The organism is Spirulina sp. CCNP1310 (genome assembly GCF_034932185.1).
Taxonomy (GTDB): Bacteria; Cyanobacteriota; Cyanobacteriia; order Cyanobacteriales; family Spirulinaceae; genus Spirulina.
On sequence record NZ_JAYGHW010000009.1, the window covers coordinates 1 to 13,219 of the forward strand.

Here is a 13,219-nt window from a genome sequence, read left to right on the forward strand (position 1 = left end):
CCGGAACTTTTGCGCGAGACGTAAGCAACGCTTCAGGAGAATCGACCTCTACTTTGGCTGGAGTCATCCTGTCTGAGCAAGTTGGCTCGTTGAGTGAAGAATCCCCGTCGCTTTAGCGCGGGGAGTGCCAAGGTACGCCAAGCCCGCACCCTTGGCTTAAGCTGGGCCGGGAGCCAGCAATCATGGTGCGGATAGAGGGGGAGCCGGGGGGCTAATTGCCATCCGGCGCGGTTGAGGTGGTTGGCTAAGGTTCTTAGGGTGGGGTGGGGATAGTTGGGGTTCACCTCATCCCTGGGGACAATCCCCCCCAAATCCCGCGCTCCCAATTCTAAACAGGTGAGGAGGGTGGTGGGGTCTTGGATCAGGTTGGGGGGGATTTGGATCGTGATCTCAGCCGGGAGAATGGCTCGGGCAAGGCGTACCGCTGTGGTCATTTGGGCCGGTGTGCGGCGAGAACCGTGATAGGTTTCCGTTGTGCCGGGGTTGTAGGGTTGGAGGATTACCTCTTGGATGTGGCCCCATTGGCCATGGAGGGCGGCGATCGCCTCTAAACTTTTCTCCCAATCCTGCTCCGTTTCCCCAATCCCCAGCAATAACCCGGTGGTAAAAGGAATTTTTAACTCCCCCGCCCAGGCCAGTTGCTCAAGGCGCAGGCTGGGATCTTTACTGGGGGCATGGCGGTGAATCGGGAGGGGGGTGATCTGCTCCAGCATTAAACCCAGGGAGACATTCACCGCCTTTAACCGTTGCATTTCGGCAAAGCTGAGAATCCCAGCATTGGTATGGGGAAAAAAACCCAGCTCGATGGCCAATTTGCATAACTGCTCAATTCGGGTAATCCAGGCTTCCCGCCGGGGACTATCGGGGTGAACTTCACCGCTGAGAATCAAAATTTCACTCACCCCCTGACCCCTTAAGTTCGCCAATTTTTGCCGGGCTGTGGCCAGATCTAGCCATTGATCTGTGCCGGGATCGCGGCGGAAGTTGCAGTAATCGCAGTGATTAAAGCATTCGTAAGTGGGGACGAGGGTATAGGCCGGACTAAAGGTGATCGTTTGGGCCATGGGGCAGGGATAATAGTAAAAGTGCTAGGGCGTAGTCTCAATGGTGTTGCAATTCCCTTAGATGCTGGTCTAGATCTTGATGGGCAAAACCCTTTACTTGTGCGGGTTGCCGTTGTATCACTCAATCTAGAATTGCCATCATGACATACATTCTTGCTGTTTTTTGCTCCTCACAGAATGATTTTTATGATCACCTCCTCAGAGTCCTTTGCCTCACCGACTTTAACGATTATCGATCTTGATACTACTGCGGTTCGCCACATTACCCCCCCTGGGGAAGATGTGATCGCCGGGTTAACCCAAACCCAGAAAACCTTACCCCCCCGCTATTTCTACGATGCTACTGGCTCCCAACTGTTTGAACAGATTTGCACGTTGCCGGAATATTACCTCACCCGCACCGAGGCGGCGATTCTAGCAGAGTTTGCGGGCGAAATTGCCGCCGTAACGGGCCGCTGTGAGTTGGTGGAGTTGGGCAGTGGGAGTTCAACGAAAACCCGCTATTTGTTAGATGCCTATCATGATTTGGGGGGAACCCTCGATTATGTGGCCATTGATGTGAGTCGGGAAATTCTCATTGAGAGTGCTGAGACGCTCTTGGGGGATTATCCCCATTTGCGGGTGCAGGGTTTGGTGGGAACCTATGAACAGGCTTTGACCCATTTGCCGGTTTCCCCCGATGCACCCCGGTTGGTGATTTTTCTGGGGAGTACATTGGGAAATTTAACCCCTGGGGCCTGCGATCGCTTTTTTGCCCAATTGGAAACCGCCCTCAACTTGGGAGACTATCTGCTGTTGGGGGTGGATTTACAAAAAGATCAGGATATTTTAGAGGCCGCCTATAACGATGCCCAAGGCGTGACGGCAGCCTTTAACCGCAATATCCTCGCCCATCTCAATTGGCGGTTTGGGGGGGATTTCAACCTTGAACAGTTTCAGCACCGGGCGGTTTATAACCAGGATGCGGGGCAAATTGAGGCTTATTTGGATAGTGGGCGATCGCAAACTGTCCACTTGGCAGAACTGAATCTCACCGTCGAATTCGCTGCCGGGGAAAGCCTCCACACGGAAATCTCCCGCAAGTTCCACCTGCCCACATTGCAGGCAGAACTCCAAAACCATCACCTCACAACCCGCCAAGTTTGGACGGATCCCCAGTCTTGGTTCGCAATGGTGCTGGCCCAACGGCAATTTTAGGAAAGAGGCAAAAAATTGAGGCAAGGGTGAAAGATTTTTCGCCCCTACGGCCAGGCGGATACCCAATCAACAAAAAAAATCCTCCCCATGGGGGAGGATCACGGTTTAACTGGCGAGATATTCCTGAACAGCTACCCGTCGTTGACGGAGTTTTTTCAGGGATTCCCGCTCTAACTGCCGCACCCGCTCCCGGCTGATCCCCAACCGATTGCCGATTTTAGCCAGCGTTAGGGGTTGGCCATCAGTGAGGCCATAGCGGAGCGTGAGGACTTCCCGCTGTTGGGGGGTTAATTCCGCCATCAGTTTGGCCAAATCCCCTTGGAGGGAGGCTTGGGTGGCGTAGTCCTCCGGCGAGAGGCCGTCATCTTCGAGGAGTTCCCCCAGTTCGGTATCTTGGTTGTCCCCCACCCGCAGATCTAACGACAGGGGGTGACGGGCTTTTTCGAGATACTCCCGGACTTGTTTGGGGGTGAGGTCGAGTTCTTTCCCCAATTCGGTCATCGTGGCGGCCCGGCCCAGTTTTTGGGAGAGTTGCCGCTGGGCTTTTTTGATTTTGTTGAGTTTTTCGGTGATGTGGATGGGCAGGCGGATCGTGCGGCTTTTTTCGGCGATCGCCCGCGTAATCGCTTGGCGGATCCACCAGTAGGCATAGGTGGAAAAGCGATAGCCCTTGGTGGGGTCGAATTTTTCCACGCCCCGCTGCATGCCAATCGTGCCTTCTTGGATCAGGTCTAACAGATCCAGATTGCGCTTGATATATTTTTTGGCCACAGACACCACCAGACGCAGGTTGGCTTCCACCATCTTACGTTTGGCGGCTTCCCCAGAATCAAGAGTGCGTTGTAGTTCAAGGGGGCTGAGGTTGGCCATTTGGGCCCAAGCGGCGAGGGACAGGGGTTCCTCGGTTTGGGCTTCGTAATCGGCCTTGATTTTTTCTAAGGCGATCGCCTTTTGCACCCGTTTGGCTAGGAGAATCTCTTCCTCATGGGTCAACAGGGGAACGCGACCGATTTCACGGAGGTAGGTACGGACAGGATCGGTGGGGGTGTGGGCGGTTTTCATCAGTTGAGCCGGTAGGGTGTTCAACAACAAACAGGAGACTGTCTTCAAAGTTGAAGACAACTCACGAGCAAAATCGCAAGGGCTGTGATTAATCGGAGATGAGGAGACAGAGGTTGGGTAAAGACATGAGCAAGTCAGCACCGAGAGCTTGACCACTTTCAATGCAATTGTGGATAGGGGGACTAAAAATACAAACAGGTCAAATGAGGCTTACTGTTATTAAAAGAGCAAGGACACAGAGGTTGATTCAGTGGGGACTGCTTCAAACTCTGTCCATGTTAAGCATTGTAACATTTATGATAAAGCACGTCTAGGGGGAAGATTAACCTCTTATTAATGTATTACATCATATTACCAAAAGTAATACGCCATCGTCAAGGAAAATCCGCCGCTCACCCATGGCTTAGGGAGCAGGGCCCGCCACCCCAGAGCCGGATTGAGATTGGCGTTGGAACACCTCAATGCTCACGCCATTCCCCTGGGCATCTCCTGTGAAAAATGACCGTGAGTTCCCGTTGACTGTGGCGGACTTCAGCCCAAAAAACGGCGCAAAACGTGATCAACATCAAGAGGGGTACGGCTAAAAACCCCACCGAGATCAGCGGTGCTTGCCCCCCCCAGAGGGCGATTGGGATGGCGGAGCCATACCACGCCGTCAACCAGAGGCTCAAAAAAACCAACACCACCGGATGCAGGGTAAATGTGATTTTGATCTCGGTTCCCCCTGGGATTGACTCCCATCTGCCGCGAATCTGGGGCAGAAAGGAGTTGCGATAGTGGATGATGCGGCACAGGGCAAAGTTTTGGGCGCGGATCGTACCTGCGTAGGGTTGATGGTGGCGTTGGCGGCCGGGCCGCCAGATCTTAGGCGGCTCTACCTTGGCCTCTAGTCTTGCTCGCACCGTTGCCAGCGGTTCGGGAATCTGCAAGACCCAAGTTTCATAGGGGAGCAGTTTGAGCCGGGCCAAACTGCGGCGGATTGGGATCGCCATTTTTCCTTAGCCTCACTTGCCTAACAGGCGATCGCGCAGGGTTTTGATCTGATCCCGGTATTGGGCAGCGGCTTCAAACTCCAAATTTTTCGCCGCCGTTTGCATTTGGCTCTCTAACTGCTGAATCAACTCCGGTAACTGATCTAAACTCACCTCCTCTTGAACCTTGTAGGGTTGACCCAATTCCTGAGCCGTGAGCCTGCGGGAAATATCGAGGAAATTTAAGATGCTATTACTTTGGGTTTTCTTGGCAATGGGTTGGGGGGTGATGCCTTGGGCTTTGTTATGGGCAATTTGGAGGGCGCGGCGGCGTTCGGTTTCGGCGATCGCCCCCTCCATACTGTCGGTAATCCGGTCAGCGTAGAGAATCGCCTGGCCCCGCACATGGCGAGCCGCCCGGCCAATGGTTTGGATCAGCGATCGCTTCGTCCGCAGAAACCCCTCCTTATCCGCATCCATAATCGCCACAAGGGAGACCTCTGGCAGATCCAACCCCTCCCGCAACAGGTTGACCCCAATCAGCACATCAAACTCACCATCGCGCAACCCCTGTAAAATTTCAATCCGTTCAATGGATTGGATTTCTGAATGGAGATAGCGCACCCGCACCTCCCGTTCTTGAAAATAGGCGGTTAAATCCTCCGCCATCCGTTTGGTGAGCGTGGTAATTAAGACCCTTTCCTGTTGGGCGGTGCGATCGCGAATTTCCCCTAACAAATCATCCACTTGGCCCAGGGTTGGCCGCACCAATATTTGAGGATCAATCACCCCTGTCGGGCGAATAATCTGCTCAATCACCTGCCCTTGGGATTGCTCAATTTCCCAATCCCCCGGCGTAGCCGAAACAAACACACATTGATTCACCTTTTGCCAAAATTCCGCCGCTTGTAGGGGGCGATTATCAGCAGCACTGGGAAGGCGAAACCCGTGATCAATTAATACTTTTTTGCGAGATTGATCACCGTTATACATTCCCCGCAATTGGGGAATTGTCACATGGGATTCATCAATCATTAACAGCCAATCATCGGGGAAATAATCAATTAAACATTCCGGCGGCTCCCCCGGCTGGCGGCCCGCCAGATGGCGGGAATAATTTTCCACCCCATTGCAATAGCCCACGGCCTGTAAGAGTTCGAGATCGTAATGGGTGCGTTGCTGAAGGCGTTGGGCTTCGAGGTGTTTCGCCTCGGCTTCAAATTGAGCCAGTTGGGCCTTGAGTTCCGCCTCGATATCGGCACAGGCGCGGGCGATCGCCTCCCCTGGCGTGACAAAGTGGCGAGCGGGGTAAATATTCACCGCCGTTAAACTGTGTAAAACTTCCCCCGAAACCGGATCAAGATAGCGAATGCTCTCAATTTCATCGCCAAAAAATTCAATCCGAATAATCCGGTCTTCATAGGCCGGCACAATTTCCAACACATCCCCCCGCAGGCGAAAATTGCCCCGTTTTAATTCCAGATCATTGCGGCTATATTGAATCGAAACCAACGCCCGAATCAATTGCCGGGGATCAAATTCAATGCCCAATTGGAGGGGAACTGCTGCTTTCAGGTATTCCGCTGGCATCCCCAACCCATAAATACAACTAATCGAAGCCACCACAATCACATCCCGCCGTTCAAAAAGTGAGCGGGTTGCGGAATGGCGCAACATATCAATTTCATCATTAATTGAGGCGCTTTTTTCAATATAGGTATCACTGACCGGAATATAAGCCTCCGGCTGATAATAGTCGTAATAACTAATAAAATATTCCACGGCATTATGGGGAAAAAATTGCCGCAATTCATTGCACAGTTGAGCCGCGAGGGTTTTATTGTGGGCGAGGACGAGGGTAGGGCGGTTGAGGTGAGCGATGGTGTGGGCCATGGTCAGGGTTTTGCCCGTCCCCGTTGCCCCCAGGAGGGTTTGGCGGGGGTGGCCAGCCCGGAGGGATTGGGTGAGTTGGGCGATCGCCTGAGGCTGATCCCCTGTGGGTTCAAAGGGGGCGCGAAGTGCAAAGGGCATAGGGCATCAAAACAAACCACCTTTGTATTTTACCCGCTCCCCCGAGAATCCCATCCCTCTCCCCAAAACCCGTAACCAAACGCTAGAATCGGCTCAAATCTTGCCCTTCATCCCTGCCCTGATGCTCCGGATTTCCCTCACCCGCGACCAAGCCCTAGAAATCTTTGAAACCACCTTTGCCCTAGCCGGTATTTTCTTCTTTGCTAAAGGCTTTGCAGAGATGGGAGCCATCAACTCCCTAGCTCGCTATGGCATCTTTTTGATGTCCTGCATTTTGTTAGCAATGCGGTGGCAAATGGTGGTTTATACTCTCAGCGGCGATATTCCCCTGCTCTTCCTCCATGGCGTTGTCTTTTGTTCCTTTGCCTGGTCAGATTTACCCGATATTACGCAATTGGAGGTGCGAGAAATTCTCTATATGTATTCCTTTGCTCTCTATATGGCAACTCGATTTTCCCTACGGGAACAATTGATTTTCCTCTCCTGGGGGCTAGAAATTGCCGCATTGATGAGTGCTTTTTATGCCATTGCATTACCGGCAGATGGTTTACACCATGACAAATTTGCGGGGGCCTGGAAAGGGATTTATCCTCAAAAAAATGAACTCTCCACGATGATGACCATGTCCTGTGCCGCCCATTTACCCCTGATTTTTGATTCAAAATATAATCGTATTTGGGCAGCAGGCGGCTTGGCCTTTTCCCTCTTTGTCATTTTAATGACCACCTCTAAATCAGGGTTGATTATCTTCTTTGTTCTGGTGATTGCCCTATTTCTTGCCCGCACGATTCGCTGGCGTAACTTAGTCATGGTGATGATTTTTTCCACATTGATCGGCCTATCGATTCCCGGTGGTATCGTGTTTATCACCAATTGGGATCCGATCATGATCGGTTTAGGTCGGGATCCCACCCTCACCGGCCGCACGGATATCTGGGGTTATGCTTTGGGGCGCATTGCTGAACGTCCTTGGTTAGGTTATGGTCGGGGCGTTTTTTGGAGTAAACGTTCTAAATATCCGGGTGAGGCAGGCATTGCTGTGATGGGTGCGCCGCCGGTTAATTTACTTTCCGGAGCCTATGCCCCCCCCCATTCCCATAATGGCGTGGTGGATATTTTATTAGAAGTGGGTTATGTGGGTTTGGGACTGTTTCTTTTGAGTTTTTTAATTATGTTGATGCGGTTGGGAAAACGCATTTATGTCACCAATACCCCAGAGGAATTTTTCCCGGTGGTGTTTCTCACCTTTTTTCTGATGTATAACTTCACGGAAAGTCTGATGATGCGGGGTGAAAATTTGTTCTGGGTGTACTATACGGTGTTGGCCTATTCGATGCGCTTGGGGGGGCAAGAACCGATTAATGAGCCGCGACTGATTCCCCCCAAGGAACGATCGCCATTCTTAGGAGAACGGCCAAAGGCTTTGCCTAGGGGTCGGTAGCGGCGAGATAACCCCAGGTATAGGTGGCGGGGCCCATGGTTTGCATGACGGTGAATTCCGTCACCGCTGGGAAGAGAAAAACGTCGAAATAGGCTTCGGTGGTGGGCCATTGGCTCACATCAGGAAATGTCACGGGGCGCAGCCGCTCCCATTGCCAATAGTCGGGAAACCGTTGGGCATCGAGGGGGCCATAGAGGGGAATGCCGGGGGGCGGTGCTTTGCCCTGGACGCGGGCATCGAGGATGAGGGGATGTTGGGGATGATTGAGGCCTAAGCCGGTGGTGTAGGTGAGGTTGTCGGGATTGGCTCCGAGGGAGAATTGACTGGCGGCGATCGCCCCTTTGCGATAGCGCGGATCCCGCGTTAACACATGGCCCCGCACCAGGGCGATCGCCTTCGGACTGCCAAAACTCGCCCCCCAACCAATGGGTTGATAGGGGTCGTCCTTTGTCCAACCAAAGGCGGTTTGGTCGCTTTGGGCAAGGGTGGCATTGGCTTCGCGGATCAGGGCATTGTAGGCTTGGGACTGTACCCGGAGATCCGCCTGGCTTTGGGGTAAACGGGCATAGACAAAGGCGGCATCCCGTTGGTGGTGTTTGGCCCAAACCATTGTGGGTGCTGCGGGATCACTGAAAACGGTGGTTTCTAAAAAGATTTGATGCCAGGGGGGATCGCCGGTTAAACGATAGAGTTCGACGGCGGCCAAATTGCGGGCATCGCGGACTTGGTGGGGGGTATCTGCTCCTTGTAATTGGGGCCATTGGGCTTCGGCATAGTTCATCGCGGCGATCGCACTTTTTTGATAATCCTCCGCTTGGGAGGGATTGCGCTCCCGGAGGATCCAAGCCACCTGCGCCGCCCCACTGGCATAGAGATAACTCGACCAGGGATCCGGCGCATAAACATAGGTGGGGAGGGTATTTTGCCAACTGGCTTCCCCCCGTTTGGGGTGGGAGGTGGATTCAATGCCGCCGCGAACGCCGCCGTTCGGCAATTGCAGCCGTTTATAAAAACTTAAATTCCATAGGGCCTCATCGATGATGTCCGGCAAAGCATTATCGGATTCGGGAATGTTGAGGGGAATTTCGGTAATTTTGGGGCTAATCTCCACCAATTCCAACATTAACCGCGTCGCCTCTAAATGCTGAATGCGGCGATCCCAATCCCCCGCATCGAAATAGCCCCCCCAAGCCTCCGGTACAGGGGTGGTGCTGGTTTCCGCTTGTAGCGCTTCAAACACATTGCGATCGCCAATGCCCATATTCGTTTCCATCAGGGAAACTTGCGATTGATAAATGGGGGTATCCTCCGGGTGGAAGGGGCGGGGCCGCTGCCAATCGGTGAAGGGGGCCGTTAAAGCAATGCCACTACGTTGGTGATAAAAACCCCGGGCCACGGTGTAAAACACCTTTTCCCACAGATCACGGGCAATCTCAAAGGGCCAACTACAGCCCACCCCCGCCACACAGAGGCGATAGCGACCCGGGCGGCGGAAGTTGCTGAAATCAAGGCTGTAAACGTCGGTTTGGGTATAGTTGCGATCGCGGGGATCTTCAGGGTCTTGCGGCCCCTTACGGTGTTCCGCTCGGCCCGTGAACAGGGGGCGATCCGCGATAGCGTACCCATCGCGCTGATCATCCACAAGGCTAAATTGCAAATGATCACCATAGGTTAACCCGCCACCATTGCCCATCCACAGGGACAAAAACCCCTGCTTCAGGGGATCATCGGGATGAAACCCCACTTGCGACACATGGATCGCTTCGCTCCAATGGTGTTGGGGATCGTAGCGAAACGTTAGGGGATCACGCCCTAAACCTGGAAACGTTAGCCGGTAGGTTTTACCTTGGCTCAGGGGTTCGGCAAACCGCAGGTAGAGACGATGGCGCAGGGGCCATTGCCGATCTGCACGGTTTAGCTCCGCCATATCAGTGGGCTTGCTCTTGCGATAGATCGCGATGGGGATTTGAGGGGTTTCGTATTGGCGATCGTCGGGGGATTCGAGGCGATAGGATTGGATTTGATCCGCTTTGACTAAATCCAGATCTGCCCCGCTGTATTGGTCAAAGTTATAGAGTAAATCCTGATTCTGGCCAATGGGGTTGCCAATCACCTGGCCCATGCGTTGCACCCATTGGCCATCATTGCGCTCAATGAGGCGATCGCCCGGCTGGACGCGATAGGGGACTTGCTCGGCCCGCTCAATGTTGCCGGTGTTCATTTCCACCGCGATAATCTGAGGATGCACGGTATAAATTTGGGGGTAATCCTCCCGATGGAAGGCGACATGATCCCAGAGGCTCCGTCCCAACAGCAGCGCCAAACTGAAGGCCAAAATCCCCGCCAGCCAGAGATAACGGCGGCGATGGCGGGCAAAGTGGGCCATTGAGAAACCGGGCATTGTTTTGGAGAAGAGAGGATAGAGTAAAGAGAAGAGAGGATAGAGTAAAGAGAGCGAGTTTGCTCAATTCTCACTCCTATATTCTTAATTCTGATCAGGAGCAGCGGGTTCAACCCCTAAGGAAACGCGATCGCCCCCGACCCCCCGCATTTGCGTTAACCATTGAATCACGTCATCGTAGGCCACCTGAGGTTCTGCGATGAGGATCACGTTGCCCTCCGGTTGGGCCTGTAAATAGTTGGGAATGGCTTGTAAAACTTGGGCTTGGGTGAGGATTTGTCCCGCCCCCACTTCCGCCTGATCGGTATTTTGCAGGCGGACGATCAAGGGCTGAATTTCTCCCGTACTTTGCTCACCACTGGGACTATCGGGGTTGGGTAGTTCCACCTCAATGCCTTCGGGGGCCACCCCTAAGGTCATCGAGATCAGCACAAAAAACGCCAACACCGCCATCATCACATTGAGCATGGGGGTGAGGTCGATGTCGGGGATCGTGGATTCAGTGCGGGAGCGAAAGCGCATGGGGGAATGGGGAACGGGGAAGATTGGTGTAGGGGCGTTGGCGTAAGCCTGCCGGAGGCACAAAAATTTTTCGCCCTCCGGGGTGGGGTTATTGGCGTTGGATGGCTAAGGAGACGCGATCGCCCCCGATTTGACCCATGATATTGAGGAGGGCGGCGATTTTTTCATAGGGGAGCGTGCGATCGGCGTTGAGGACAATCACGCCCGTTTCATCTTCTGCAAGAAAATTCTCGATAGCCGCCAACAGTTCCGCTTCTGTCAGTACCTGGCCATCTAACACAATCTGTTCATCTGCCGTAAACCCGATCATCAACTGCCGAATATCCTCCGGGATCGCCGTCGTGCCATTTTCCCCCGGATTGCCGGGGAGGGTGACGCGATCGATCCGCTCCCCCGTGAGGCTCATGGAGGTGATGATAAAAAACGTCAGGACGGACATTAACACATCCATCATCGGCACTAAGTTCACCTGGGGAATCGTGGCAGTTGGCCGGGCCCGCTTGCGAAAAGCCATGGCGATCTCCTAACTGGAAAAAGGGTGCGGACTGGGAAGGGCGGCAGGTTCACTGGCTTGGGCCGGTTCATACCAAATTTGCCGATAGATTAACTCTAATTCACTGCCCACTTCCGAAAAATAATCCATCTGTTGGGCTTGGAGCGTCACCATAATCCGCAACACCAACAGGGCAATAATCGCGACAATCATCCCGGCGGCGGTGGTGATCAGGGCTTCCCCAATCCCGGCGGCGGCTTGGGAGGCTTCGGCGGTGCTGCCCCCGCCGCCAATGTTGAGGTTGTTAAACGTGGTAATCAAGCCCGTAACAGTTCCCAACAGGCCGAGGAGGGGGGCGATCGCCACCACCGTTTCTAAAAATTTATCCCCCTTACGCATTTGGACAAACTCCTTATCGCCCGCCGCTTCCATCGCGAGGCGAAAGGTTTCCGGGCTGGGGTGATTTAATTGCAGCGGCGCGAGCAGAAAGCGGCCAATGGGAAGATAACGAGCCAAGAGGGCAATTTCATGGGCCTTGGCCAGGTCATAGCGGGCGGCATCGAGAACATCATTAACGATGCGGTTTTCCTGGGTGACGAGGCGGAGCCAAAACCAAGCCCGATCAAAGGCGTAGGCCATCGTCAGCACCGACAACGCCAGGAGGGGGTACATCACCGGCCCCCCTTTAAGAAACAGATCGAAAAACCGCGTCATAGGGTCAGGTTCAGGGCAAATTTGAGGAGAGAGGATAGAGAAGAGAGGATAGAGGATCGAGTGGTCTCACTCCTCACTTCTCACTTCTCACTTCTCAATCAGGTTAGCGACCCCGATAACGGGGAAAACTGGGGAGATCCACAGCGGCGATGGAGGCAATTTTTTTGCCACTGGGGGGGGCGACTTTGGGGGGGGCGGGGAGGGTTTCCGGGGGGGGACTGGTTTGGGGCCGGGCCAGGGGCATTAACTTCCGGCTGGTGCGGGCGTGGAAGTCCGGCAGGATCAGGTTGGCAAATTTGCCCGGTTGGGGCGTGGGTTCTGGGGCAGCTAAGGGGGCGCTAACGGGGATCGCCTCAACCGCCGCAGTTTCCACCGTCACCCGCTCCGGCCCATCCAACAAACGACTGGCCCAAGCGGGGGGTTCTGGTAGGGTACGGCTTTGTTGGGCTGACCAAGGTTGGATCGGGGGGGGCGTTTCGACCAAGGTGGGGGCGATGGGGAAGGTTTCCTCCTCTGGGTTGGGTTCCGTTTCCCACAACACCGGGTGAGCATCCCCAGATTCCAAATAGCGGCTAAAGACGGCTTTAAACTGTTGGGTATGGGTTTGTTGGCGATCCAGATGTTGGCGTAGGGCTTGGGAATTATCCGCCGCTTCAGAAAGGAGGTTAGCCTGCTCGGTGTAGGTCTGCCGCGCTAAGGCGCATTCTTCTTCTAACCGAACAATTTGATTTTGGGCAGTTTCTAATTGCTGGGAAAGGCTTTCAATCAAGAAATGTTGCCGCTGGGCGACATGGTGGGAAGCTTCCAGTTCTTGGAAGAGCAGATTCATTTGGGCTTGGGCGTTGAGCAATTCTTCACTTTGTTGAACGGTGAAGCGCTCTCGCTTTTGGGTTAAGCGTCGCTCCGATTGCAGGGAATCTTGGGTTTTCGCTAGGGCTTGTTCGAGGTCAGCGGCCCGCTGGAGCAGTTCCCGATTCCGTTGGCGCAGTTTACGGGCGAGGGTAAACCAATCGGTTTCCTGGATGGGATGGGTTGGTTCGAGGGCGGGGCTGGTGTTGAGATCCGTTTCCCACAGGGTTTCGGTTTCTAACGCTTGGGATTGGGGGGTTTGTTCGCTCATAATTCGGGGGGAGGCGGTGGGGTTTGGGCCGGTTTGTGAGCATTGGCCCAAAATCCTGTGGGATTCATTAACAACCATAGTGCAAAATTCTGGCCTTGAGGCGATCGCCTGGGATAATTTCATCCCAATTCGGGGTTAAAGGGGGGAGACGGAAGGCAATCCCCCTCGATCAGAAAACTTAAGCTACCCTAAAACAGTGGTTT

11 protein-coding genes are annotated in these 13,219 nt (G+C 53.9%); 2 read left to right on the top strand and 9 right to left on the bottom strand.

The features are described 5' to 3' along the window. Window positions 1-32: 32 nt before the first annotated feature. Window positions 33-1,064: a 7,8-didemethyl-8-hydroxy-5-deazariboflavin synthase subunit CofG gene (gene cofG / locus VB712_RS04170; RefSeq protein ID WP_323252432.1), complete on the bottom strand. Its 1,032-nt coding sequence runs from the start codon at window positions 1,062-1,064 to the stop codon at window positions 33-35. Between the two features lie 186 nt (window positions 1,065-1,250). Between cofG and egtD the strand changes: the two genes are divergently transcribed. Next, window positions 1,251-2,261, top strand: a complete 1,011-nt coding sequence (gene egtD, locus VB712_RS04175; protein WP_323252434.1) for an L-histidine N(alpha)-methyltransferase — start codon at window positions 1,251-1,253, stop codon at window positions 2,259-2,261. A 105-nt stretch (window positions 2,262-2,366) separates the two neighbouring features. On the opposite strand, the gene VB712_RS04180 is transcribed toward egtD, so the two are convergent. The 3 genes from VB712_RS04180 to uvrB form a co-directional block, all read right to left on the bottom strand. Beyond that, complete coding sequence (locus tag VB712_RS04180; RefSeq protein WP_416236246.1) at window positions 2,367-3,323, bottom strand: RNA polymerase sigma factor, RpoD/SigA family; 957 nt, start codon at window positions 3,321-3,323, stop codon at window positions 2,367-2,369. A 458-nt stretch (window positions 3,324-3,781) separates the two neighbouring features. After that, window positions 3,782-4,315, bottom strand: coding sequence for a hypothetical protein (locus tag VB712_RS04185; RefSeq protein ID WP_323252438.1), 534 nt, complete (start codon window positions 4,313-4,315; stop codon window positions 3,782-3,784). 12 nt (window positions 4,316-4,327) lie between these two features. After that, window positions 4,328-6,325, bottom strand: a complete 1,998-nt coding sequence (gene uvrB, locus VB712_RS04190) for an excinuclease ABC subunit UvrB (protein ID WP_323252440.1) — start codon at window positions 6,323-6,325, stop codon at window positions 4,328-4,330. Between the two features lie 121 nt (window positions 6,326-6,446). Here uvrB and VB712_RS04195 point away from each other — a divergent pair, with 121 nt between their 5' ends. Then, the gene (locus VB712_RS04195; protein ID WP_323252442.1) at window positions 6,447-7,766 is read left to right on the top strand and encodes an O-antigen ligase family protein; all 1,320 of its coding nucleotides are present in this window, start codon (window positions 6,447-6,449) and stop codon (window positions 7,764-7,766) included. On the opposite strand, the gene VB712_RS04200 is transcribed toward VB712_RS04195, so the two are convergent. From VB712_RS04200 to VB712_RS04220, 5 genes are all read right to left on the bottom strand, one after another. Next, window positions 7,753-10,152: a glycoside hydrolase family 9 protein gene (locus VB712_RS04200; protein ID WP_323252444.1), complete on the bottom strand. Its 2,400-nt coding sequence runs from the start codon at window positions 10,150-10,152 to the stop codon at window positions 7,753-7,755. The genes VB712_RS04195 and VB712_RS04200 overlap by 14 nt on opposite strands. A 99-nt stretch (window positions 10,153-10,251) precedes the next feature. Continuing rightward, window positions 10,252-10,689 (bottom strand): biopolymer transporter ExbD, encoded by a 438-nt coding sequence (locus tag VB712_RS04205; protein WP_323252446.1) that lies wholly within the window; start codon window positions 10,687-10,689, stop codon window positions 10,252-10,254. 88 nt (window positions 10,690-10,777) lie between these two features. After that, window positions 10,778-11,203, bottom strand: a complete 426-nt coding sequence (locus tag VB712_RS04210) for a biopolymer transporter ExbD (RefSeq protein ID WP_323252448.1) — start codon at window positions 11,201-11,203, stop codon at window positions 10,778-10,780. A 9-nt stretch (window positions 11,204-11,212) separates the two neighbouring features. After that, window positions 11,213-11,896, bottom strand: a complete 684-nt coding sequence (locus tag VB712_RS04215) for a MotA/TolQ/ExbB proton channel family protein (protein WP_323252450.1) — start codon at window positions 11,894-11,896, stop codon at window positions 11,213-11,215. Between the two features lie 103 nt (window positions 11,897-11,999). Beyond that, window positions 12,000-13,139, bottom strand: coding sequence for a hypothetical protein (locus VB712_RS04220; protein WP_323252452.1), 1,140 nt, complete (start codon window positions 13,137-13,139; stop codon window positions 12,000-12,002). Window positions 13,140-13,219: the final 80 nt, after the last annotated feature.

What these genes read in the sequence shown, in the direction of transcription:
- cofG (WP_323252432.1), bottom strand. Translation starts at nt 1,064, where the DNA reads ATGGCCCAAACGATCACCTTTAGTCCGGCCTATACCCTCGTCCCCACT.
- egtD (WP_323252434.1), top strand. Translation starts at nt 1,251, where the DNA reads ATGATCACCTCCTCAGAGTCCTTTGCCTCACCGACTTTAACGATTATC.
- VB712_RS04180 (WP_416236246.1), bottom strand. Translation starts at nt 3,323, where the DNA reads ATGAAAACCGCCCACACCCCCACCGATCCTGTCCGTACCTACCTCCGT.
- VB712_RS04185 (WP_323252438.1), bottom strand. Translation starts at nt 4,315, where the DNA reads ATGGCGATCCCAATCCGCCGCAGTTTGGCCCGGCTCAAACTGCTCCCC.
- uvrB (WP_323252440.1), bottom strand. Translation starts at nt 6,325, where the DNA reads ATGCCCTTTGCACTTCGCGCCCCCTTTGAACCCACAGGGGATCAGCCT.
- VB712_RS04195 (WP_323252442.1), top strand. Translation starts at nt 6,447, where the DNA reads ATGCTCCGGATTTCCCTCACCCGCGACCAAGCCCTAGAAATCTTTGAA.
- VB712_RS04200 (WP_323252444.1), bottom strand. Translation starts at nt 10,152, where the DNA reads ATGGCCCACTTTGCCCGCCATCGCCGCCGTTATCTCTGGCTGGCGGGG.
- VB712_RS04205 (WP_323252446.1), bottom strand. Translation starts at nt 10,689, where the DNA reads ATGCGCTTTCGCTCCCGCACTGAATCCACGATCCCCGACATCGACCTC.
- VB712_RS04210 (WP_323252448.1), bottom strand. Translation starts at nt 11,203, where the DNA reads ATGGCTTTTCGCAAGCGGGCCCGGCCAACTGCCACGATTCCCCAGGTG.
- VB712_RS04215 (WP_323252450.1), bottom strand. Translation starts at nt 11,896, where the DNA reads ATGACGCGGTTTTTCGATCTGTTTCTTAAAGGGGGGCCGGTGATGTAC.
- VB712_RS04220 (WP_323252452.1), bottom strand. Translation starts at nt 13,139, where the DNA reads ATGAAATTATCCCAGGCGATCGCCTCAAGGCCAGAATTTTGCACTATG.